Origin of the sequence: Crenobacter luteus, from assembly GCF_004345725.1 — a bacterium.
Lineage (GTDB): Bacteria > Pseudomonadota > Gammaproteobacteria > Burkholderiales > Chromobacteriaceae > Crenobacter > Crenobacter luteus.
The window spans coordinates 33,343-54,052 of record NZ_SLXG01000010.1; the positions used below are offsets into that span (position 1 = coordinate 33,343).

General features: G+C 69.3%; 19 protein-coding genes. 12 read left to right on the plus strand and 7 right to left on the minus strand.

Going from position 1 to position 20,710, the window contains the following annotated elements; translation table 11 throughout:
* Positions 1-146 precede the first annotated feature (146 nt).
* The 9 genes from EV683_RS07635 (at position 147) to EV683_RS07675 (ending at position 8,824) form a co-directional block, all read left to right on the plus strand.
* Positions 147-836, plus strand: coding sequence for an ABC transporter permease (locus EV683_RS07635; protein WP_066609795.1), 690 nt, complete (start codon positions 147-149; stop codon positions 834-836).
* A complete protein-coding gene (locus tag EV683_RS07640; RefSeq protein ID WP_131862390.1) occupies positions 833-1,546 on the plus strand; it encodes an ABC transporter permease in 714 nt (237 codons plus the stop codon). The genes EV683_RS07635 and EV683_RS07640 overlap by 4 nt, the downstream gene beginning before the upstream one ends.
* Positions 1,547-1,564: 18 nt before the next feature.
* Entirely contained in the window at positions 1,565-2,332 is a 768-nt protein-coding gene (locus EV683_RS07645) for an ABC transporter ATP-binding protein (protein WP_066609786.1), read from the plus strand.
* A gap of 34 nt (positions 2,333-2,366) precedes the next feature.
* A complete protein-coding gene (locus tag EV683_RS07650; RefSeq protein WP_131862391.1) occupies positions 2,367-3,338 on the plus strand; it encodes a GlxA family transcriptional regulator in 972 nt (323 codons plus the stop codon).
* A gap of 114 nt (positions 3,339-3,452) precedes the next feature.
* Positions 3,453-4,676, plus strand: coding sequence for an aspartate aminotransferase family protein (locus EV683_RS07655; RefSeq protein WP_131862392.1), 1,224 nt, complete (start codon positions 3,453-3,455; stop codon positions 4,674-4,676).
* A 104-nt stretch (positions 4,677-4,780) separates the two neighbouring features.
* Positions 4,781-5,833: an arginine N-succinyltransferase gene (locus tag EV683_RS07660; RefSeq protein WP_131862393.1), complete on the plus strand. Its 1,053-nt coding sequence runs from the start codon at positions 4,781-4,783 to the stop codon at positions 5,831-5,833.
* Positions 5,830-6,858 carry an arginine N-succinyltransferase gene (gene astA / locus EV683_RS07665; protein ID WP_131862394.1) on the plus strand — a complete coding sequence of 343 codons (1,029 nt, stop codon included), beginning with the start codon at positions 5,830-5,832 and terminating at the stop codon, positions 6,856-6,858. The genes EV683_RS07660 and astA overlap by 4 nt, the downstream gene beginning before the upstream one ends.
* Before the next feature lie 3 nt (positions 6,859-6,861).
* Complete coding sequence (gene astD, locus EV683_RS07670; protein WP_131862395.1) at positions 6,862-8,328, plus strand: succinylglutamate-semialdehyde dehydrogenase; 1,467 nt, start codon at positions 6,862-6,864, stop codon at positions 8,326-8,328.
* Positions 8,329-8,479: 151 nt separating this feature from the next.
* Positions 8,480-8,824 (plus strand): hypothetical protein, encoded by a 345-nt coding sequence (locus tag EV683_RS07675; protein ID WP_131862396.1) that lies wholly within the window; start codon positions 8,480-8,482, stop codon positions 8,822-8,824.
* Positions 8,825-8,887: 63 nt separating this feature from the next.
* Here EV683_RS07675 and gcvA read toward each other — a convergent pair whose 3' ends face one another.
* Complete coding sequence (gene gcvA, locus EV683_RS07680; RefSeq protein WP_243694738.1) at positions 8,888-9,781, minus strand: transcriptional regulator GcvA; 894 nt, start codon at positions 9,779-9,781, stop codon at positions 8,888-8,890.
* A gap of 128 nt (positions 9,782-9,909) precedes the next feature.
* Here gcvA and EV683_RS07685 point away from each other — a divergent pair, with 128 nt between their 5' ends.
* The 3 genes from EV683_RS07685 (at position 9,910) to ydiJ (ending at position 15,344) form a co-directional block, all read left to right on the plus strand.
* The gene (locus tag EV683_RS07685; protein WP_131862397.1) at positions 9,910-10,944 is read left to right on the plus strand and encodes a DUF1338 domain-containing protein; all 1,035 of its coding nucleotides are present in this window, start codon (positions 9,910-9,912) and stop codon (positions 10,942-10,944) included.
* Positions 10,945-10,954: 10 nt separating this feature from the next.
* Positions 10,955-12,235 (plus strand): aspartate aminotransferase family protein, encoded by a 1,281-nt coding sequence (locus EV683_RS07690; RefSeq protein WP_131862398.1) that lies wholly within the window; start codon positions 10,955-10,957, stop codon positions 12,233-12,235.
* An 85-nt stretch (positions 12,236-12,320) separates the two neighbouring features.
* Positions 12,321-15,344: a D-2-hydroxyglutarate dehydrogenase YdiJ gene (gene ydiJ / locus EV683_RS07695; protein ID WP_131862399.1), complete on the plus strand. Its 3,024-nt coding sequence runs from the start codon at positions 12,321-12,323 to the stop codon at positions 15,342-15,344.
* 78 nt (positions 15,345-15,422) lie between these two features.
* Here the strand turns inward: ydiJ and trpE are convergent, their stop codons facing one another.
* The 6 genes from trpE to EV683_RS07725 form a co-directional block, all read right to left on the minus strand.
* Positions 15,423-16,886: an anthranilate synthase component I gene (gene trpE, locus EV683_RS07700; RefSeq protein WP_131862400.1), complete on the minus strand. Its 1,464-nt coding sequence runs from the start codon at positions 16,884-16,886 to the stop codon at positions 15,423-15,425.
* A gap of 139 nt (positions 16,887-17,025) precedes the next feature.
* Positions 17,026-17,697, minus strand: a complete 672-nt coding sequence (locus EV683_RS07705) for a phosphoglycolate phosphatase (RefSeq protein ID WP_131862401.1) — start codon at positions 17,695-17,697, stop codon at positions 17,026-17,028.
* A 31-nt stretch (positions 17,698-17,728) separates the two neighbouring features.
* The gene (locus EV683_RS07710) at positions 17,729-18,397 is read right to left on the minus strand and encodes an anti-sigma factor (protein WP_131862402.1); all 669 of its coding nucleotides are present in this window, start codon (positions 18,395-18,397) and stop codon (positions 17,729-17,731) included.
* The gene (locus EV683_RS07715) at positions 18,394-18,945 is read right to left on the minus strand and encodes an RNA polymerase sigma factor (RefSeq protein WP_207910420.1); all 552 of its coding nucleotides are present in this window, start codon (positions 18,943-18,945) and stop codon (positions 18,394-18,396) included. Before EV683_RS07715 ends, EV683_RS07710 begins: the two co-directional genes overlap by 4 nt.
* Positions 18,946-19,046: 101 nt before the next feature.
* A complete protein-coding gene (locus EV683_RS07720) occupies positions 19,047-19,598 on the minus strand; it encodes a fasciclin domain-containing protein (protein ID WP_131862404.1) in 552 nt (183 codons plus the stop codon).
* 91 nt (positions 19,599-19,689) lie between these two features.
* Positions 19,690-20,616, minus strand: a complete 927-nt coding sequence (locus EV683_RS07725; RefSeq protein WP_066609753.1) for a LysR family transcriptional regulator — start codon at positions 20,614-20,616, stop codon at positions 19,690-19,692.
* Positions 20,617-20,710: the final 94 nt, after the last annotated feature.

The following is a 20,710-nucleotide window of genomic DNA, read 5'->3' on the forward strand; positions in this document are numbered from 1 at the left end:
CCCCCTCGGGCGCCGCCCCTTCATTGGGGCGCGGCGCCCGGCGCCGTCCCGTTCCGTCCCTGCCGGACGGGGCGCGGCCGCGGGCGTGAGCGGTCCCGAAGCCTCGCACGAGAGGACCGCCGCGTCGTCAACAGAAGGAGAAAGCAATGTTCCTGGAAGGCTACGGGCCGCTGATCGCCAGCGGCACCTGGGCGACGGTCAAGCTCGCGCTGCTGTCGCTCGCCGCCTCGGTGCTGATCGGCCTGGTCGGCGCCAGCGCCAAACTGTCGGCCAACCGTGCGCTGCGCGGGCTGGCCACCGGCTATACCACGCTGATCCGCAGCATTCCGGATCTGGTGATCATGCTGCTGTTGTTCTACAGCATCCAGATGCTGCTCAACGAGTTCACCGAGTATCTGCAGCTCGAGCAGATCGACATCGACCCCTTCGTCGCCGGCGTCGTCACGCTGGCCTTCATCTACGGCGCCTACTTCACCGAGACCTTCCGCGGCGCCTTCCAGTCGGTGCCGCGCGGCCAGCTCGAGGCGGCCGTCGCCTACGGCATGGGGCCGTGGAAGGTGTTCCGCCGCGTGCTGTTCCCGCAGATGATGCGCTTCGCGCTGCCGGGCATCGGCAATAACTGGCAGGTGCTGATCAAGGCGACCGCGCTGGTGTCGATCATCGGCCTGTCCGACGTCGTCAAGGCGACGCAGGATGCCGGCAAGGGCTCGATGCAGTTCTTCTATTTCACCGTGGTCGGCGCGCTGATCTATCTGGCGATCACCACCGTGTCCAACGTCGCGCTGATGCGGCTGGAGCGCCGCTATTCGGTGGGCGTCAGAAAGGCCGAACTATGATCGAAATCGTTCAGGAATACTGGCAGGCTTACCTGTGGAACGACGGCGGCCAGCTGTCGGGTTTGGCGATGACGCTGTGGCTGCTGGTGATCTCGGTCGCGATCGGCTTCGTGATGTCGGTGCCGCTCGCCGTCGCGCGCGTGTCGAAAAACCCCTGGGTTCGCGGGCCGGTGTGGTTCTACACCTATGTGTTCCGCGGCACGCCGCTCTACATCCAGCTCTTGCTGTTCTACACCGGCGTCTACAGCCTGTCGGTGGTGCAGTCGAGCGATTTGTTGAATACCTTCTTCCGCGAGGGCTTCAACTGCGCGGCGCTCGCCTTCGCGCTCAACACCTGTGCCTATACCACCGAGATCTTCGCCGGCGCGATCCGTTCGACGCCGCACGGCGAGATCGAGGCGGCGCGCGCCTACGGCATGTCGACCTTCACGATGTACCGCCGCGTGATCATCCCGTCGATGCTGCGCCGCGCGCTGCCTTTCTACGGCAACGAGGTGATCCTGATGCTGCACGCGACCACCGTCGCGTTCACCGCGACCGTGCCCGACATCCTCAAGGTCGCGCGCGACGTCAACTCGGCGACCTACGCGTCGTTCGAGGCCTTCGGCATCGCGGCCGCGCTGTACGCCGTGATCGCCTTCTTCCTCGTCTGGCTGTTCCGCCGCTGCGAAATGCACTGGCTGGCCTTCCTCAAGCCGCAATCGCACTGAGCTTACGGAGTCCTCGAAATGTACAAACTGGTGGTCGACGACCTGCACAAGAAATACGGCGAGCACGAAGTGCTCAAGGGCGTGTCGCTGAAGGCCCGCGCCGGCGACGTGATCAGCATCATCGGCTCGTCCGGCTCGGGCAAGAGCACCTTCCTGCGCTGCATCAACTTCCTCGAGCAGCCGTGCGCCGGCAGCATCACCGTCAACGCCGAGCAGATCCGCACCGTGCGCGACAAGAAGGGCGCGCTGCGCGTCGCCGACGCGCGGCAGCTGCAGGCGATGCGCACCAAGCTGTCGATGGTGTTCCAGCACTTCAACCTGTGGGCGCACATGACGGTGCTCGAGAACATCGTCGAGGCGCCGGTCAACGTGCTGGGCGTGCCGCGCGACGAGGCGGTCGCGCGCGCCAGGAAGTATCTGGCCAAGGTCGGCCTGCCCGAGAGCGTCGAGGGCAAGTACCCGTCGCACCTGTCCGGCGGCATGCAGCAGCGCGTCGCGATCGCGCGGGCGCTGGCGATGGAGCCGGAGGTGATGCTGTTCGACGAACCGACCTCGGCGCTCGACCCCGAGCTGGTCGGCGAGGTGCTCAAGGTGATGCAATCGTTGGCCGAGGAGGGGCGGACGATGGTCGTCGTCACGCACGAGATGGGCTTCGCGCGCCACGTGTCCAACCACGTCGTGTTCCTGCACCAGGGCCGCGTCGAGGAGGAGGGACACCCGGACGTGGTGCTGAACCAGCCCAAGAGCGAGCGCCTCAAGCAGTTCCTGACCGGCAGCCTGAAGTGATGCCGGCGCGATGCAGCCTGCGGCGGGAGGCGTGATGGAAGACCCCGTCCGCGTCGCCCTCGTGCTCGTGCCGCCGCTGTCGGCGCTCGCCGTCGGCAGCGTCGCCGAGCCGTTCGCGCTGGCCAACCGGCTCGCCGGCCGCCGACTCTACGAGGTCGGCTACTACTCGTGGGACGGTCAGCCGGTGGCGCTGGCGCCGGCGCTGGCGTGGCCGGTGCACGGCGCGCTGCGCGACGGCGTCGCCTGCGACGCGCTGCTGGTCGTCACCGAGGCGGTCGGCGGTTTCGCCGACGCGGTGTTCTTCCAGGCCGCCTTGGTGCGCCACGCGCAGCGCGCCGCGCTGGTCGGTGGCGTGCACGCCGGCGCGTGGTGGCTGGCGGCGTCCGGCCTGCTCGACGGCTACCGCGCGACGATACACTGGTCCGAGGGCGCCGCCTTCGCCGAGCGCTTCCGCAAGGTGATCGCCAGTCAGCACGTGTTCGAGATCGACCGCGACCGCTTCAGCTGCGGCGGCGGCCTCGCCGCGGTCGACGGCATGCTCGCGCTGATCGGCCGCCGCCACGGCGCCGAGTTGGCCGAGCGCGTCGCCGAGGCGCTGTGCGTCGAGCGCATCCGGCCGAGCGGCGAGCGCCAGCGCGTGCCGCTGGCGAGCCGGCTCGGCGAGCGCCAGCCCAAGCTGACCGAGGCGGTGATGCTGATGGAGGCGAACCTCGAGGAACCGCTGACCACCGACGAGATCGCCCGCCTGACCGGCCAGTCGCGCCGCCACCTCGAACGCCTGTTCAAGCAATACCTCGACACCGCGCCGTCGCGCTATTACCTGCAGTTGCGTCTGGAGAAGGCGCGCGGCCTGTTGCAGCGGACCAATAAATCGGTCGCGCAGATCGGTCTGTGCTGCGGCTTCTCGTCCGGTCCGCATTTTTCCACCGTCTATCGCGCCCATTTCGGCATCGCGCCGCGCGAGGAGCGGCTGCAGGCCGAAATGAACGGCATCCGCCCGGAGTGAGCTGCGCGATCTGGCAGAAATAGAAAGCACCGTGTCGTTTTTACGGATGAGGCGAAAACTGGCTGCAATAGAATGGTTTTCGTCGCATCCGACCCCCATGCTGAAGGAGAGAATATGTCGTCCGCCGAAGTGAATCGTCAGACTTTCGACGAAGTGATGGTGCCCAATTATTCGCCGGCCGCTTTCATCCCGGTGTCCGGCGAGGGCTCGCGCCTCGTCGACCAGGACGGCAAGGAATACATCGACTTCGCCGCCGGCATCGCGGTGACCAGCCTCGGCCACCGCCACCCGGAGGTCACCCGCGCGCTGCACGAGCAGGTCGACCGCCTGTGGCACCTGTCGAACACCTTCACCAACGAGCCGGCGCTGCGCCTGGCGCGCCGCCTGACCGAGACGACCTTCGCCGAGCGCGTGTTCTTCGCCAACTCGGGCGCCGAGGCCAACGAGGCCGCGCTGAAGCTGGCGCGCCGCTGGGCGCACGACCACTACGGCGAGACCAAGCGCAAGATCGTCTCGTGCAAGCAGTCCTTCCACGGCCGCACGCTGTTCACCGTCAGCGTCGGCGGCCAGCCGAAATACACCGAGGGCTTCGCCCCGCTGCCGGGCGACCTCGAGCACATCGCGTTCAACGACCTGGCCGCCGCCGAAGCGGCGATCGACGATTCGACCTGCGCGGTGATCGTCGAGCCGGTGCAGGGCGAGGGCGGCGTGCTGCCGGCCACCCCGGAATACCTGAAAAAGCTGCGCGAGCTGTGCTCGCGCCACAACGCGCTGCTGATCTTCGACGAAGTGCAGATCGGCGTCGGCCGCGCCGGCACGCTGTTCGCCTACATGGACTACGGCGTCACGCCGGACATCCTGACCAGCGCCAAGGCGCTCGGCAACGGTTTCCCGGTCGGCGCGATGCTGACCACCAAGGACATCGCCGCGTCCTTCGTCGTCGGCACGCACGGCTCGACCTACGGCGGCAACCCGCTGGCGTGCACCGTCGCCGACAAGGTGATCGAGATCGTCAACACCCCCGAGGTGCTCGGCGGCGTCAAGAAGCGCCACGAGCGGATCGTCGAAGGCCTGGCGCGCATCAACGAGACGCACCGCGCCTTCCGCGACGTGCGCGGCAAGGGCCTGCTGATCGGCGCCGAGCTCGCCGCCGACCTGGCCGGCAAGGCTAAGGACTTCGTCAACGTCGCCGCCAAGCACGGCCTGGTGATCCTGGTCGCCGGCCCGAACGTGGTGCGTTTCGCGCCGTCGCTGATCATCAGCGAGGAAGACCTCGCCGAAGGCCTCAAGCGTTTCGAGGCGACCGTCGCCGAGGTGGTCGCCGCCGCCCGCGGCTGACCCGTCCGCGCCGGGCGGCCCGCGCCGCCCGGCCGCCGAACCCGACCCGCTCGCGCGCCCTGCGGCGCGCGGCCGGTCACAGGCCTAGCTCCAGAAAGACCGCCATGCTTTTCGTCAGACCGAGCAAATTGTCCGACCTCGACCAGATCGAGCGCATGGCGCGCTCGACCGGTCCGGTCCTGCACTCGCTGCCGCCCGACCGGCAGCGCCTGCAGGCGCTGGTCAGCCATTCGATCCATTCGCTGCGCGACGAGGTCGAGTTCCCGGGCGAGGAGGGTTACCTCTTCGTGCTCGAGGACTCGGACACCGGCCGCCTGCACGGCACCGCCGGCATCGTCGCGATCGCCGGCTACAGCGAACCGTTCTACGCTTTCCGCAACGACGTGGTCGTCCACGCGTCGCCCGAGCTGAAGGTCAACCGTCGCGTCCACGTGCTGGCGATGTCGCACGAGCTGACCGGGCGCAGCCGGCTGACCGGCTTCTACCTCGACAGCGAGGCGTTCACCTTGGCCGAGCATGTGCCCGACCTGTTGTCGCGCGCGCGCCTCTTGTTCGCCGCGCAGCACCGCTCGCGCTTCTCCGACGCGATCTTCACCGTGCTGCCCGGCGTCGCCGACGAGGCGGGCCGCTCGCCGTTCTGGGAGGGCGTCGGCCGCAAGTTCTTTGGCCGCGACTTCACGCAGATGGAGATCGCCTCCGGCGGCCGCGGCCGCACCTTTATCGCCGAGATGATGCCGGCCGACCCGCTCTACGTGCCGCTGTTGTCCGGCGACGCGCAGCGCGTGATGGGCGAGCCGCACCCGGACGCGCGCGTGCCTTACCGCTGCCACGTCGACGAGGGGCTGGAGCCCGACTGTTTCGTCGACATCTTCGACGCCGGCCCGGTGCTGACCGCCGCGCTCGACCTGTGCCACTCGGTGCGGCACAGCGCGCTGCACGTCGCGCTGCGCGGCAAGACGCCGGCCGGCGCCGGCGAGACCGTGCCGTACATGGTCGGCAACACGTCGGCCGAGGACTTCCGCGCCGTCGTCGTCGAACTGCCGTCGCACCTGTATTCCGAAGTCGTGCTGCCGCAGGCGGCCGCCGACGTGCTCGAGATCGCCGACGGCGACGAGGTGCGCTGCGTCTCGCTTACCGCCGCAAGGAGCCGTCCATGATCGTGATGCGTATGAGCCGGCCCGACGACGTCGCCGCGCTGGTCGAACTGGCGCACAAGGCCGGGCCGGGCATGACCACGCTCAAGCCCGACGCCGACGCCTTCGCCGCGCGGCTGGACCGCGTGCGCCGCAGCGTCGAAGGCACGGCGACCTTGGCCGAGCAGGGTTACCTGTTCGTGATGGAAGAGACCGACAGCGGCCGCGTGGTCGGCGTCTGCGGCCTGGAGGTCGCGGTCGGCCTCGAGCAGCCGTTCTACACCTACCGCATGGACACCTTCGTGCACGCCAGCCGCGAGCTGGGCACCTGGACGAAGATGGACAAGCTTTACATGTCGCACGGGCTGACCGGCTACTCGGAACTGTGCACGCTGTTCCTCGACCCGGAGTTCCGCGCAAACGGCAACGGCGCGCTGTTGTCGAAGTCGCGCTTCATGTTCATCGGCCAGTTCCCCGAGCGCTTCGCCGAACATATCTGCGCCGAGATGCGCGGCCACTTCGACGAGCACGGCGAGTCGCCGTTCTGGAACGCGCTGGGCGCGCATTTTTACCAGATCGACTTCCACGAGGCCGACAACCTGGTCGCGCAGGGCAAGAAGTCCTTCCTCGCCGAATTGATGCCGCGCTACCCGGTTTACGTCGACTTCCTGCCCGACGAGGCGCGCGCCTGCATCGGCAAGACGCACAAGGACACCGAGCCGGCGCGGCGCCTGCTCGAAGCCGAGGGGCTGCGCATGGAAGGCCACGTCGACATCTTCGAGGGCGGCCCGGTGCTCGAGGCGCGGATCGATTCCTTGCGCGTCATGCACGACTCGCGTCTTTACCGCGTCGAGGTCGCCGACGCGGCCGACCCGGCGGCGCTGCGCTGCCTGGTCGCCAACGGCTCGCTCGACGACTTCCGCGTGATCCTGGCCTCGGCCAACCCTGACGGCGACACGCTGTGCCTGAGCCCCGAGACGGCGCGCGCCTTGCGCGTGTCCGGCGGCGACACCGTGCGCGCGATGCCGCTCTACCCGAACCAGAGGTAAACCATGTCCCAGAATCTCTATATCGACGGCGCCTGGCGCGCCGGCCGCGGCGGTCAGTTCGCGTCGCTGAACCCCGCCAACAACGACGTCGTCTGGCAGGCCAACGCCGCCGACGAGGCCGACATCGCGCTGGCGGTCGAGGCCGCGCGCCGCGCCTTCACGCCGTGGCGCCGCACCGCTTTGGCCGAGCGCATCGCCATCGTGCGCCGCTTCGCCGAGCTGCTCGGCCAACATAAGGAAGAGCTGGCGCGCACGATCGGCGTCGAGACCGGCAAGCCCTTGTGGGAGTCGCGCACCGAGGTCGCCGCGATGATCGGCAAGGTCGAGATCTCGATCAAATCGTACGACGAGCGCACCGGCGAGCGCCGCGGCGAGCTGGCCGGCGACACCGCCGTGCTGCGCCACAAGCCGCACGGCGTGATGGCGGTGTACGGCCCGTACAACTTCCCCGGCCACCTGCCGAACGGCCACATCGTCCCGGCCTTGATCGCCGGCAACACCGTGGTGTTCAAGCCGTCCGAGCTGACGCCGCTGGTAGCCGAGCGCACCGTCAAGCTGTGGGAGGAGGCCGGCCTGCCGGCCGGCGTGCTCAACCTGGTGCAGGGCGAGCGCGACACCGGTATCGCGCTGTCGCGCCACCCGGGCCTCGACGGCCTCTTGTTCACCGGCAGCTCGGCCACCGGCATCGCGCTGCACAAGCAGTTCGCCGGCCGTCCGGGCTTCATGCTGGCGCTCGAGATGGGCGGCAACAACCCGCTGGTGGTCGCCGAAACGAAAGACCTGGACGCCGCCGTCCACCACGCGATCCAGTCGGCCTTCCTGTCGGCCGGCCAGCGCTGCACCTGCGCGCGCCGCATGCTGGTGCCGGTGGGCGAGTTCGGCGACCGCTTCGTTAAAAGGTTGGCCGAGGTCGCATCCTCGCTGACCGTCGGCGCCTTCGACGCCGAGCCGCAACCCTTCATGGGCGCGATGGTGTCGAACAAGGCCGCCGAGGGCATGCTCGCCGCGCAGGCGAGGCTGATCGCGCTGGGCGCCGAGCCCATCCTTGAAATGCGCCGCCTCGACGAGGCGACCGCCTACGTCACGCCGGCCATCCTCGACGTCACCGGCGTCGAGAACCTGCCCGACGACGAATACTTCGGGCCGCTGACGCAGATCATCCGCTACCGCGACTTCGACCTGGCGCTCGAAATCGCCAACGATACCGAGTACGGCCTGTCGGCCGCCTTGCTCGCCGACGATCCGGCGCTGTGGACGCGTTTCAGCGCCGAGATCCGCGCCGGCGTGGTCAACTGGAACAAGCCGACCAACGGCGCTTCGAGCGCCGCGCCGTTCGGCGGCGTCGGCAACTCGGGCAACCATCGTCCGGGTGCCTACTACGCGGCCGACTACTGCGCCTACCCGATGGCCTCGGTCGAGGCGGCGACGCTCGCGATGCCGGCGCAGCTGTCGCCCGGCATGAAGTTCTGATCCTGGTGGATTGAGTGCGAAGGGAGTTTCGGCCCGGCTGCCCGCCGGGCCGTTTTTTTGCGCGCGGTCCGGCGCCGGGCAGCGCCTATATTTTGAGGGTGCGAGCCGCCGCGCCCGGGGGCGGCGGCTTTCGGTTTCGAGGAGTGGCAAGATGCGCGCACCAGACCGGGGGATCCTCCACAGGCTCTACCTCTACTACATCCCGTTCCGTCACTTCAGGAACGCCGCCGAGGGCAACTTCCTCGTGCGCGAGCAGAACTACCGCTACAACCGCGAGCAGCGCCAGTTGCTGCCCGGCTATCTGTTCAAATGGGCGGTGCTCGGCGCCGTGCTGCTGGCGAGCGCCGAACTCGCGCACGCCTTCGGTCGTGCCTTCCCGTCGGCGCGCCAGCTGCTTTTGATGTGGGAAATGGCCTCCGGCGTCGGCTTCGCCGTCGCGGTCGCGCTGATGTCGAACATCGCCGCCGGCTGGGCCTACCTGACCTATATGCGCTGAGCCGCGTCCCTTTTTCGTCCCGCAAGCCGTCCGTCCCGGCCGCGACCGCGCGCCGCGGTGCGACTACGCGCCGACCTGCGCGAGCAGCCAGTCGCGGAAGGCGCGCACCGGCGCGAGGTCGCTCTTGGTCGCCGGGTGTACCAGGTAGTAGGCGTGCTGGCTGTGCAGCGGCGCGTCGACCGCGACGGCGAGCCGGCCGTCGGCCAGTTCCTCGTCGACCAGGAAGGTCGGCAGCACCGCGACGCCGAGCCCGGCGATCGCCGCCTGGATCACCATGTAGATCTGCTCGAAGCGCGGTCCCTTCATGCCGTCGACGCCGGCGACGCCCGCCGCGTGCAGCCACTCGCTCCACGCCTGCGGCCGCGTCGTGTGCTGCAACAGCGTGAAGTCGGCCAGCGCGCGCGCGTCGGGCAGCGCGCCGCCCGGCAACAGCGCCGGCGCGCACACCGGCACGATGGTCTCGCCCATCAGCCGGTGGCAGGTCGCGCCCGGCCACAGCGCCGGGCCGAAGTGGATCGCCGCGTCGACCGCCTCCTTGTCGAAGTCGAACGGCCGCACCTGGGTGACGAGTTCGAGCTCGACTTCCGGGTGGCGGCGCGCGAAGTCGCCCAGGCGCGGGATCAGCCAGCGCGAGCCGAAGGTCGGCAGCACCGCCAGCCTGAGCACGCCGCCCTGGCCGCCGTGCGCCATCAGCTGCAGCGTCGCCGCCTCGGCGCGGTCGAGCACGTCGCGGATCGCCGCCGCGTAGCCCTCGCCGGCGCTGGTCAAGACCAGCCGCTGCTTGACGCGCTCGAACAGCGGCCGGCCGATGAAGTCCTCGAGCGCGCGGATCTGGCGGCTGACCGCGCTTTGCGTCAGCGCCAGTTCCTCGGCCGCGCGGGTGAAGCTCAGGTGCCTGACGGCGGCGTCGAAGCATTGCAGCGCCATCAGCGAGGGCAGGGTGCGTCGCATGATCATGACTTTTCGGAATGAAGTCAGCAGAATACATCGCTTGAGAGCGTGCGCCAAACGGATAAGATTTTCCCGTCAGCAGGGCGCTGCGGCGGGATGGTCCCGCCGCCGAAAGAGAGAGAGGACATTCCGATATGGCACACTTCGAGAACACGCAACTGTGGAAACTGCTGGAAGCGGTCGCCGGCCGCGACCAGACCGCCGCGCTCTTCGCGATGATCCGCGTCGACGCGGCGCTGTTGGCCGAGCCCTCAGCCGACGTGTCGCGCAAGGTGCTCGCGCAGGCGATGAACATGCTGCTGTTCGCGAAGAACCTCGACGCGGTGCCCGAGGGCCGCGTCTACGTCGAATCCAAGCTCGCCGACGGCGGCCAGGTGGTGTTCGACCACGGCGCGCTGCGCACCGTCGCCGGCACCGACACCGGCGCCTTGCCGGCCGGCGAACTGGCGTTCAAGCGCATCCTCGAGCCGCTGGGCTTCGAGGTCGCCGGTGTCTACCCGCTGCCGAAGCTGAAGATGACCGGCCGCGCCTACTGTCACGTCGACGCGCCCGAGACCATCGCGCAGTTCTTCGTGTCCGAGTTGCACACCACCGAGTTCTCGCCGGCCTTCCAGGCCGCGGCGAAGGAGGTCGTGTCCACGTCGCGCGACCCGCTGAACGACGCCGACAAGGCGCTGCTGGCCAAGTTGGCCGACGCGCACGCGCTGCCGTTCGCCGACGCGGTCGCGCTGTTGCCGAAGCTGGTCGGCTGCTTCGCCGTGCAGCACGACACGCCGAGCCTCGCCGCCTACGAAACCTTGCTGGCCGAGTCGGCCGAAATGGCGTGGATCGCGACCGAGGGCAACGCCTTCAACCACGCGACCGACCACGTCGACGACGTGTTCGCGCTCTCGGACGAGCTGCGCCGTCGCGGCCTGCCGATCAAGGACAAGGTCGAGGTGTCGGCCAACGGCAGCGTGCGCCAGACCGCGTTCAAAGCCAGCCAGGTGACGCGCGAGTTCATCGCCGCCGACGGCTCGCGCGTGACGAAGATCGTGCCGGGCTCGTTCTACGAATTCATCACCCGCGACGCGGTGATCGACCCGGCGACCGGCGTCAAGAAGCTCGACCTGCGTTTCGACAGTTCGAACGCGCAGGGCATCTTCAAGATGACCGCCGCCGCGTGCTGAGGAGCCGGACATGACGACGAACGCGGCCTTGCACGCGCAATACGGCGAAGCGGTCGCCCGCGGCATCAAGGTGCTGCACCCGGTCTACCTTGCGCGCGCCGAGAACGCCGAGGTGTGGGACACGGACGGCCGCCGCTACATCGACTTCGTCGGCGGCATCGGCGTGCTCAACACCGGCCACCGGCACCCGAAGGTGATGCGCGCGGTCGCCGAACAGCTCGAGCGCTACACGCACAGCTGCTTCAACGCGCTGCCGCACGCGCCCTACCTTAAGGTCGCCGAGCAGCTGAACCGCCGCTGTCCCATAGCCGGTGAGGCGCGCACCATGCTGACCAACAGCGGCGCCGAGGCGATGGAGAACGCGCTGAAACTGGCGCGCGCCCACACCGGCCGCATCGGCGTGATCGCCTTCGACGGCGGTTTTCACGGCCGCACGCTGGCGACGCTGGCGCTGACCGCCAAGGTCGCGCCGTACAAGAAGGGCCTCGGCCCCTTGCCCGGCCCGGTGTTCCACGCGCCGTACGCCAGCCGCGACAACGGCGTCGCCGCCGACGTGGCGTTGGCGGCGATCGAGCGGCTGTTCCGCGTCGAGGTCGACCCGGCCGACGTCGCGGCGCTGGTGATCGAGCCGGTGCAGGGCGAGGGCGGCTTCCTCGCCGCCGACGCCGATTTCCTCAAAGGCTTGCGCGCGCTGTGCGATGCGCACGGCATCGTGCTGGTCGCCGACGAGATCCAGAGCGGCTTCGGCCGCGCCGGCCGCCTGTTCGCGATCGAGCACAGCGGCGTGGCGCCGGACATCGTCGTGATGGGCAAGAGCCTCGCCGGCGGCTTTCCGCTGGCGGCGCTGACCGGCCGCGCCGAGGTGATGGACGCGCTCGCGCCCGGCGGGCTCGGCGGCACCTACGCCGGCAACCCGGTCGCCTGCGCGGCGGCGCTGGCGGTGTTCGACGCGATGGACGCCGAACAGCTTCCGGCGCGCGCCGCCGAGCTCGGCGCGCTGATCGAGCGCCACGTCGAGCGGCTGAAGGCCGGCCCCTGCGGCCGCGCGATCGGCCGCCTCAACGGCGTCGGCGGCATGCGCGCCTTCGAGATCGTCGACGACGACGGCCGCCCGTCGAGCGCAAGGCTGCAGGCCTTGCTCGCCGCCGCGCGCGAACGCGGGCTGTTGCTGATGGCCGCCGGCGAGCACGGCAACATCGTGCGCCTGCTGCCGCCCTTGACCATCCCGTTCGAGCAGTTGGCCGAGGGCTTCGCCGTCGTCGAGGCGGCGCTGACCGAGGTGCTCGCCTGATGCTGATCCACCCGAGGTTCCCCAGCCTCGTTTCGCCGTCCGCGCGCCGCGCGGGCGGCTTTTTTGCCTGTTTCAAGGGTGACGCATGATTCCCCGCCTGACCGCCCCCGCTCCCGCCGACGCGCTCTACCTCGACTTCCTCGCCGAACTGCGGCTGCGCGGCTTCACCGGCGAAACGAGCGCCGCCGGCGCCGACCGCACGGTGCTTGCCACCGACAACTCGATCTACCAGCTGCTGCCGCAGGCGGTGGTGTTTCCGCGCCACGCCGACGACCTGGCGCTGGTCGCCAAGCTCGCCGCCGAGCCGCGCTTTCGCGGCCTCAAGCTCGCGCCGCGCGGCGGCGGCACCGGCACCAACGGCCAGTCGCTGACCGACGGCCTGGTGGTCGACGTGTCGCGCCATATGAACCGCATCCTGGAAATCAACGTCGCGGAGCGCTGGGTGCGCGTCGAGGCCGGCGTGGTCAAGGACCAGCTCAACGCGGCGCTCAAGCCTTACGGCTTGTTCTTCGCGCCCGAGCTGTCGACGTCGAACCGCGCGACGCTGGGCGGCATGATCAACACCGACGCGAGCGGCCAGGGCTCCTGCTTGTACGGCAAGACGCGCGACCACGTGCTGGAACTCGACACGGTGTTCCTCGGCGGCGTGCGCTGGCATTCCAGGCCCTTGGCCGAGGCCGAGCTCGAAGTCGTCCAGCGCCGCGACGACGTGGTCGGCGCCGCGCACCGGCTGCTGGCCGCGATCGCGCGCGACCACGCCGCGCTGATCGCGGAAAAATTCCCCAGGCTCAACCGCTGCCTGACCGGCTACGACCTCGCGCACATCCGCGACGAGGCCGGCCGCTTCAACCTGAACAACATCCTCTGTGGCGCCGAGGGCACGCTCGGCTTCATCGCCGAAGCCAAACTCAACGTGCTGCCGATCCCGCGCGCCAGCGCCCTCGTCAACGTGCGCTACGTCAGCTTCGACGCCGCGCTGCGCGACGCGCAAAGGCTGATGGCGCTCAGGGCCGCGTCGATCGAGACGGTCGACTCCAAGGTGCTGAATCTGGCGCGCCAGGACATCGTCTGGCACGGCGTGCGCGAATTCTTCCCCGACGACGCGACGCCGGCGCAGGGCATCAACCTGGTCGAATTCCTCGCCGACAGCGACGAAGAACTGGAGCGAACCTTGGCCGAGGTGGTCGGCCGGCTCGATGCCGAAGGCTCGGCCAACGGCCGGCTCGGCCACACCGTCGCGCGCGGCGCGGCGGTCGGCCGCGTGTGGGGGATGAGGAAGAAATCGGTCGGCCTGCTCGGCAACCAGAAGGGCGGCGCGCGGCCGATTCCCTTCGTCGAGGACACCGCGGTGCCGCCCGAGAACCTCGCCGATTACATCGCCGAATTCCGCGCGCTGCTCGACGGCCACGGCGTGTCCTACGGCATGTTCGGCCACGTCGACGCCGGCGTGCTGCACGTGCGCCCGGCGATCGATATGAAGAACCCGGCCGAGGAAGGGCTGGTGCGCCAGATCACCGACGGCGTGGTCGCGCTGACGAAGAAATACCACGGCCTGTTGTGGGGCGAGCACGGCAAGGGCGTGCGCTCGGAATACGCGCCGGAGTTCTTCGGCCCGCTGTACCCGGCGCTGCAGGAAATCAAGGCGGTGTTCGACCCGCACAATCAGCTGAATCCCGGCAAGATCGCCGCGCCGGTCGGGCAGCACCTCTACAAGATCGACGAGGTGCCGACGCGCGGCCAGCACGACCGGGTGATCCCGATCGCGAGCCGTGCGAAGTTCGACGAGGCGCTGCACTGCAACGGCAACGGCGCCTGCTACAACTACGACCCCGACGACGCGATGTGCCCGTCGTACAAGGGCACGCGCGAGCGCCGCCATTCGCCCAAGGGCCGCGCGTCGCTGTTGCGCGAGTGGCTGCGCCAGCTGTCGCTCTCCGGCGTCGACGTGGTCGCCGAGAGCGAGCGGCTCAAGGCGCGCGGCGCCTTCGCCGGCTTCTTCGCGCGCTGGCGCAACACCCGCGCCGGCGAGGCCGACTTCTCGCACGAGGTGATGGAGGCGATGCAAGGGTGCCTGGCGTGCAAGTCCTGCGTCGGCCAGTGCCCGATCAAGGTCGACGTGCCGGAATTCCGCGCCAAGTTCCTCGAGCTCTACTACGGGCGCTATCTGAGGCCGCTGAAGGACCACTTCGTCGGTTCGCTCGAATCGCTGCTGCCGCTGATCGCGCGCGCGCCGTGGCTGTACAACGCGGCGGTGACGAGCGGCGCCGGTCAGGCGCTGCTGAAGAAGCTGAACCTCGTCGACAGCCCGGCGCTGTCGGGCGTGAACCTGCAGAAGGAACTCGCGCGGCGCGGCTTTCAGCTTGCGACGCCGGAGGCGATCGGCACGTTGGCCGAGGCCGACAGGGCGCGCGCGGTGGTGGTCGTGCAGGACGCGTTCACCAGCTACTTCGAGACGCGGCTGGTGCTCGACGTGTTCGAGTTGCTGCGCGCCCTGGGCTTTGTGCCGCTGTTGGCGCCGTTCATGCCGAACGGCAAGCCCCTGCACGTGCACGGCTTCCTCGGCCGCTTCCGCCGGGTCGCCTCGGCCAACGTGGCCATGCTGAAAACTTTTGAAGCCGCCGGCCTGCCGCTGGTCGGCGTCGACCCGTCGATGACGCTGACCTACCGCGCCGAGTACGCCAAGACGCTCGGCGCCGACGCGGTGCCGACCGTGCGCCTGATCCAGGAATGGTTGGCCGAGCGTCTCGACGCCCTGCCGAAACGGGCCGACATCGCGGCGCAGCGCTTCGCCTTGCTGCCGCACTGCACCGAGAAGACCAACGCGCCGGCGGCGGTCGCCGACTGGCAGAAGCTGTTCGCGGCGCTCGGGCTGGAGCTGGGGGTGAAACCCGCCGGCTGTTGCGGCATGGCCGGCACCTACGGCCACGAGGCCGACAAGCGCGACATGTCCGAGAAAATTTACGGCCTCAGCTGGGCCGGCATCGTCGCTTCGCGCGGCGAGACCGAGCTGCTCGCGACCGGCTATTCGTGCCGCTGCCAGACCGAACGGATCGACGGCGTCGCGCTGCGCCACCCGGCGCAGGCGCTCCTGGCGGCGCTCAAGGCTTGAGCCGTCACGAAACGCGACGCCCAAAACACAACGCCCCGCATCGAGCGGGGCGTTTTTTCGTGCAAGCTTGGCCGAGACTCAGGCGTCGAGACCCGCCTGCACCAGCTCGGCGGCGCGGATCACCGCGCGCGCCTTGTTCTGCGTTTCCTGCCATTCCGACTCGGGCACCGAGTCGGCGACGATGCCGGCGCCCGACTGCACGTAGAGCGTGTCGTTCTTGATCACCGCGGTGCGGATCGCGATCGCCAGGTCCATGTCGCCCGAGAAGCCGAGGTAGCCGACCGCGCCGCCGTAGACGCCGCGCTTGGTCGGTTCGAACTCGTCGATGATCTCCATCGCGCGCACCTTGGGCGCGCCCGACAGCGTGCCGGCCGGGAAGGCGGCCTTCAGGATCGCGATGTTCGAGACGTCCGGGCCGACGCGGCCCTCGACGCTCGACACGATGTGCATCACGTGCGAGTAGCGCTCGATCACCATATTGTCGGTGACCTTGACGCTGCCGGTGTCGGCGACGCGGCCGACGTCGTTGCGGCCGAGGTCCATCAGCATCACGTGCTCGGCGATTTCCTTCGGGTCGGCCAACAGTTCCTCTGCCAGCGCCTGGTCTTCCTCGCGCGTCTTGCCGCGCACGCGCGTGCCGGCGATCGGGCGCACGGTGACGGTGTCGTTCTCGCGGCGCACCAGGATCTCGGGCGAGGCGCCGACGACGTGGAAGTCGTCGAAGTGGTAGAAGAACATGTACGGCGACGGGTTCAGGCTGCGAAGCGCGCGGTAGAGCGCCAGCGGCGACTCGGAAAACGGCATGCTCATGCGCTGCGCGAGCACCACCTGCATGATGTCGCCGTCGACGATGTAGTTCTTGGCCGCGACGACCGCGTCCTTGAACTCGGCCTCGCCGTATTCGGATTTCGCCTCGGTCCTGGCGCCCGGCAGCGACAAGGGCAGCGGCACCGGCTGGCGCAGTTGCTGGCGCAGCTGCTTGAGGCGCGCCTCGGCCTTGGCGAGGGCGTTCGGCACCGCCGGGTCGGCGTAGACGACCAGATACAGCTTGCCCGACAGGTTGTCGACCACCGCCAGCTCCTCGGACAGCATCAGGAGCATGTCCGGCGTGCCGACCGGGTCGGGTTTTTCGACGCCGGCCAGACGGGGCTCGATGTGGCGCACGGTGTCGTAGCCGAAGTAGCCGACCAGGCCGCCGGTGAAGCGCGGCAGGCTGTCGACCGGCGGGGTGCGAAAGCGCGCCTGGAAGGCTTCGATGAAGGCGAGCGGGTCGCCCTCGTGCTGCTCGATGACCTTGTCGCCGTATTCGACCTGCACCTTCCTGCCGTTGACGCGCACGCGCGTGGTCGCCGGCAGGCCGATGAAGGAGTAGCGGCCGAAGCGTTCGCCGCCGACCACCGATTCGAGCAGGTAGGAATAGGGCTGGTTCGCCAGTTTCAGGTAGACCGACAGCGGCGTGTCGAGGTCGGCGAACAGTTCGAGCGTGACCGGAATCCGGTTGTAGCCCTGGGCCGCGAGGTGTTCAAACGTCTGCGGGGTCATGGGGTCTCCCAATAAAGCCAGTGATTGCGTGAAAGGGGCGGTTGGCGTGGCTCAGCGTTGCCATCGCCAGCTGGCGAGATTGGGAAGGAAATGCATGTCGAGATCGCGATCGGTCAGGGTTGAACTGTTTTGCATGAGGCTATGCGCGATCATTTTTCAACAAATCGTACAGTTCGACAAGGTTGCCGATCGTCGCGTCGGCGTCGCCGTCGGCCAGGTCGCCGTAGCCGTAGGACACCGCGACCACCGGGCAGCCGGCGGCGCGCGCGGCGAGCACGTCGTTGATCGAGTCGCCGACCATCGCCAGTTTGGCGGGCGCGACGCCGAGCACCTCGGCGGTGTGCGTCAGCGGCAGCGCCGACGGTTTTTTCTCCGGCAGCGAGTCGCCGCCGAGGATCAGGCTGAAGTAGCCGGCGAGGCCGAGTTGTTCGAGCAGCGGCATGGCGAAGGCGGCCGGCTTGTTGGTGACCACCGCCAAGGGCAGGCGGCGCGCGCGCAGCAGTTCGAGCGCCTCGACCACGCCGGCGTAGGGGCGGGTCAGGTCGGCGAGGTGCTCGCGGTAGTGGCGGGCGAAGAAGGCAAGGCCGGCTTCCCATCGCGCAGGTTCGGCGACGCCGTCGCGCTCGTCGGTCAGCGTGCGGTGCACCAGTTTCGCGAGGCCGTCGCCGACGTGGCCGGCGACGCGGGCGTCGGTGAGGCGCGGCAGGCCGAAATGCTCGCGCATCGCGTTGGCGGCGGCGGCCAGGTCGGGCAGGGAGTCGACCAGGGTACCGTCCAGGTCGAAGGCGAGGGCTTCAATCGATGAGAACATGGCGTCGGGCGGCCCGGACCTAGCCCGGGCGTCAAATATGATCGAGCGCGCCAGTATATACGATAGGGCCGGTCGGCTGGCCGTGCGGCGCGCCGCCTTCCGGTTCGACGCTGACGGCCAGACCGGTCGCGCCGGCCAGCTCGGCCTCGCGCCCGGCCAGCGGCTGGTCGGCGTCGCCGATCACGCCGAGCGAGCGTGGCGCGCCGCTTTTGGGCAGAGCCCACAGCTCGAGCACCCGGCCGCCCGGCGTGGCGGCGTCGCGGCGCAGGCGGCCGGCGTAGAGCTTGCCGGTCTGCGCGCTGTGGCTGACCACCAGCATCGGCGTGCCGCCGGCGTTCTCGAGCACCACCAGCGGCGTCGGCACGACCTCGGGCGCCAGCAGCGGGCTGGCCAGCAGCATCAGCATCAGCGCGCAGGCGAAGCCGCCGGCGGCGAAGCCCCAGCGGCCGAGCAGGGTCGCGGTCTTGTCGCGCCAGCCCAGCCTCTCCTCGACACCGCGCCAGACGCGGGCGGGCGGCGCTTCGGCCCCCTGCGCGGCGTCGAGCGGATGGAGCGTGCGCTCGAGCACGGCGACCTCGGCGGCGAGGCTGGGGTGGGCCGGCAGCAGCGCGTCGAAGCGGCGCCGGGCGCGGCCGCGCAGCGTGCCGGCGACGTAGCGCGCCGCGAGCGCGCGGCGGCGTTGGGGTGTCAGGTAGTTCATGCTTCCCCCACGCAGTCCTTGAGGTGATCGAGGGCCCGGCGCAGCCAGCTCTTGACCGTGCCCAGCGGCGTGGCGAGCGCGCGGGCGATGTCCTGGTGGCTCAGGCCGTGGAAATAGGCGAGCACCACGCTCTGGCGCTGGCCGGCCGACAGGCGGGAGAGACAGTCCTGCAGCCGGCCGGCCTCCTCGCGCGAGGCCAGCGACGGCAGCGGCTCGAGCGCCTCCCGTCCGGCGAGCCCGGCCAGGCTCGCGTCGCCGTCCGCGACGAGCGGCGGTTCGGCGCGCCAGCGGTCGATCACCCGGTTGCGCACCATGCGCGACAGCCACACCGGCACCGGCGCGCGCTCCGGCCGGTAGCTTGCCGCATGCTGCCAGGCGCTGACGAACACCTCCTGCACGATGTCCTCGGCGACCGCGCGGTTGCGCGTCTGCCGCAACGCCAGCGCGAAGAGGCGCGGGGCGGTGGCGTCGAAGAGCGCGCGGAAGGCGCGACGGTCGCCCAGCGCGACGCGCGCCATCAGCGCGGCCAGTTCGGAATCGTCAGCCATCATCATCCTTGCCCGAAGCATTAATTGAACGTCATAGAGATGATGGCAGTTTTTATGTGAAATTCAAAATGGCGGGCGTTGCCGCCCGCCTTCCGCTCCATTCAGCCCGGCAGCAGGACCTTGTCGATGACGTTGATCACGCCGTTCTTCTGCATCACGTCGTAGGTGCTGATGCTGGCGACGCCGCCCTTCTCGTCCTTGACGACGATGTTGCGCGGGCCGTTCATCGTGAACAGCAGCCGACCGCCATTGGCGGTCTTGAGCACGGCGCTTCCGCCGCCGGCCTTGATCGCGCGCGACAGCGCCGTCATGTCGTAGCGCCCCGGCACCACGTGGTAGGTAAGGATGCCGGCCAGCATTTTCTTGTTCTCGGGCTTGAGCAGCGTGTCGACGGTGCCGGCTGGCAGCGCGGCGAAGGCGGCGTTGGTCGGCGCGAATACGGTGAACGGCCCCTTGCCCTTGAGCGTGTCGACAAGGCCGGCGGCCTTGACGGCGGCGACCAGCGTGGTGTGGTCGGCCGAGTTGACCGCGTTGTCGACAATGTCGCGGCTTGGATACATCGCCTGGCCGCCCACCATCACGGCGGATTCCGCTAGCGCGAGGCCGCTGGCGACGAGGAAGGTGGCGGCGACAAGACGGGTCGATGTTTTCATGACGATCTCCGGTGCACTGAATGAAGGAAGCAGCGAGGCTGCACCGGGCTATACGCGGCGGCGGCGCGAACGGATGCACGCCGCGCGAAAATCAGGCGAGGAAGGGCAGGTTGATCTCGTCGCTGCGCGTCGCCGTGCCGGTCAGCTCCCGGCACAGGTCCAGCAGCGCGCGCACGCCGGCGCTCGGATACTTCTGGCGGTGGGTCAGGAAGTGGAAGTGGCGCCTCAGGTCGACGCCGGGCATCTCGAGCGGCACGAGGCTGCCGCGCCGGAAGGCGTCCTTGAGCGCCAGCCGCGATACACAGCCGATGCCGAGGCCCGATTCGACCGCGCGCTTGATCGCCTCGGTGTGCTCGAGCTCGAGCCGGATGTCGAGGCCGCTCAGCCAGTGGCGCATCGCGTGGTCGAAGGTCTCCCGGGTGCCCGAACCCGGCTCGCGCAGGATCCACGCCTCGCGCGCGACGTCGGCCGGCTCCAGCGCGCCGCGGTGCGCGAGCGGGTGGCTGGGCGCGGCGAATACCACCAGCTCGTCGGCGATCCACGGCTGCACGTCGAGGTCGGGGTGCTGGCAGTCGCCCTCGATCAGGCCGAGGTCGAGTTCGAAGTTGGCGACCTGGCGCACGACGGTCGCGGTGTTGTGCACCTCGAGCCGCACGCGGCACTCCGGGTGGATTTGCAGGAAGCGGCCGATAATCAGGGTGGCGAGGTAGTTGCCTATCGTCAGCGACGCGCCGACGTTCAGCGGCCCGAAGCCGTGGCGGCCGGCCAGCAGCGCTTCGAGCTCGCGCGCGCGGTCCAGCAGCTCGCCGGCCTTGGGCAACAGCAGCTCGCCCTGCGCGTTGAGCCTGAGGCGCTTGCCGATGCGGTCGAACAGCCGGGTGTCGAACTGGCGTTCCAGCTCGAGGATGGCGGTGCTGGTCGCGGACTGCGACAGCGCGAGCGCCTCGGCGGCGCGGCTGACGCTCTCGCCGCGGGCGACCGCGACGAAGACCTCGAGTTGGCGCAGCGTGAATTTCATATCCGTTTTCCCGATCGATCGTCCCTGATTGACCCGATTATCGGATATTTGCCGCCGCGCCGGTATGCAGTCCCACCCCACGAGCATGGAAAAG

What these genes read in the sequence shown, in the direction of transcription:
- EV683_RS07635 (WP_066609795.1), top strand. Translation starts at nt 147, where the DNA reads ATGTTCCTGGAAGGCTACGGGCCGCTGATCGCCAGCGGCACCTGGGCG.
- EV683_RS07640 (WP_131862390.1), top strand. Translation starts at nt 833, where the DNA reads ATGATCGAAATCGTTCAGGAATACTGGCAGGCTTACCTGTGGAACGAC.
- EV683_RS07645 (WP_066609786.1), top strand. Translation starts at nt 1,565, where the DNA reads ATGTACAAACTGGTGGTCGACGACCTGCACAAGAAATACGGCGAGCAC.
- EV683_RS07650 (WP_131862391.1), top strand. Translation starts at nt 2,367, where the DNA reads ATGGAAGACCCCGTCCGCGTCGCCCTCGTGCTCGTGCCGCCGCTGTCG.
- EV683_RS07655 (WP_131862392.1), top strand. Translation starts at nt 3,453, where the DNA reads ATGTCGTCCGCCGAAGTGAATCGTCAGACTTTCGACGAAGTGATGGTG.
- EV683_RS07660 (WP_131862393.1), top strand. Translation starts at nt 4,781, where the DNA reads ATGCTTTTCGTCAGACCGAGCAAATTGTCCGACCTCGACCAGATCGAG.
- astA (WP_131862394.1), top strand. Translation starts at nt 5,830, where the DNA reads ATGATCGTGATGCGTATGAGCCGGCCCGACGACGTCGCCGCGCTGGTC.
- astD (WP_131862395.1), top strand. Translation starts at nt 6,862, where the DNA reads ATGTCCCAGAATCTCTATATCGACGGCGCCTGGCGCGCCGGCCGCGGC.
- EV683_RS07675 (WP_131862396.1), top strand. Translation starts at nt 8,480, where the DNA reads ATGCGCGCACCAGACCGGGGGATCCTCCACAGGCTCTACCTCTACTAC.
- gcvA (WP_243694738.1), bottom strand. Translation starts at nt 9,781, where the DNA reads ATGATCATGCGACGCACCCTGCCCTCGCTGATGGCGCTGCAATGCTTC.
- EV683_RS07685 (WP_131862397.1), top strand. Translation starts at nt 9,910, where the DNA reads ATGGCACACTTCGAGAACACGCAACTGTGGAAACTGCTGGAAGCGGTC.
- EV683_RS07690 (WP_131862398.1), top strand. Translation starts at nt 10,955, where the DNA reads ATGACGACGAACGCGGCCTTGCACGCGCAATACGGCGAAGCGGTCGCC.
- ydiJ (WP_131862399.1), top strand. Translation starts at nt 12,321, where the DNA reads ATGATTCCCCGCCTGACCGCCCCCGCTCCCGCCGACGCGCTCTACCTC.
- trpE (WP_131862400.1), bottom strand. Translation starts at nt 16,886, where the DNA reads ATGACCCCGCAGACGTTTGAACACCTCGCGGCCCAGGGCTACAACCGG.
- EV683_RS07705 (WP_131862401.1), bottom strand. Translation starts at nt 17,697, where the DNA reads ATGTTCTCATCGATTGAAGCCCTCGCCTTCGACCTGGACGGTACCCTG.
- EV683_RS07710 (WP_131862402.1), bottom strand. Translation starts at nt 18,397, where the DNA reads ATGAACTACCTGACACCCCAACGCCGCCGCGCGCTCGCGGCGCGCTAC.
- EV683_RS07715 (WP_207910420.1), bottom strand. Translation starts at nt 18,945, where the DNA reads ATGGCTGACGATTCCGAACTGGCCGCGCTGATGGCGCGCGTCGCGCTG.
- EV683_RS07720 (WP_131862404.1), bottom strand. Translation starts at nt 19,598, where the DNA reads ATGAAAACATCGACCCGTCTTGTCGCCGCCACCTTCCTCGTCGCCAGC.
- EV683_RS07725 (WP_066609753.1), bottom strand. Translation starts at nt 20,616, where the DNA reads ATGAAATTCACGCTGCGCCAACTCGAGGTCTTCGTCGCGGTCGCCCGC.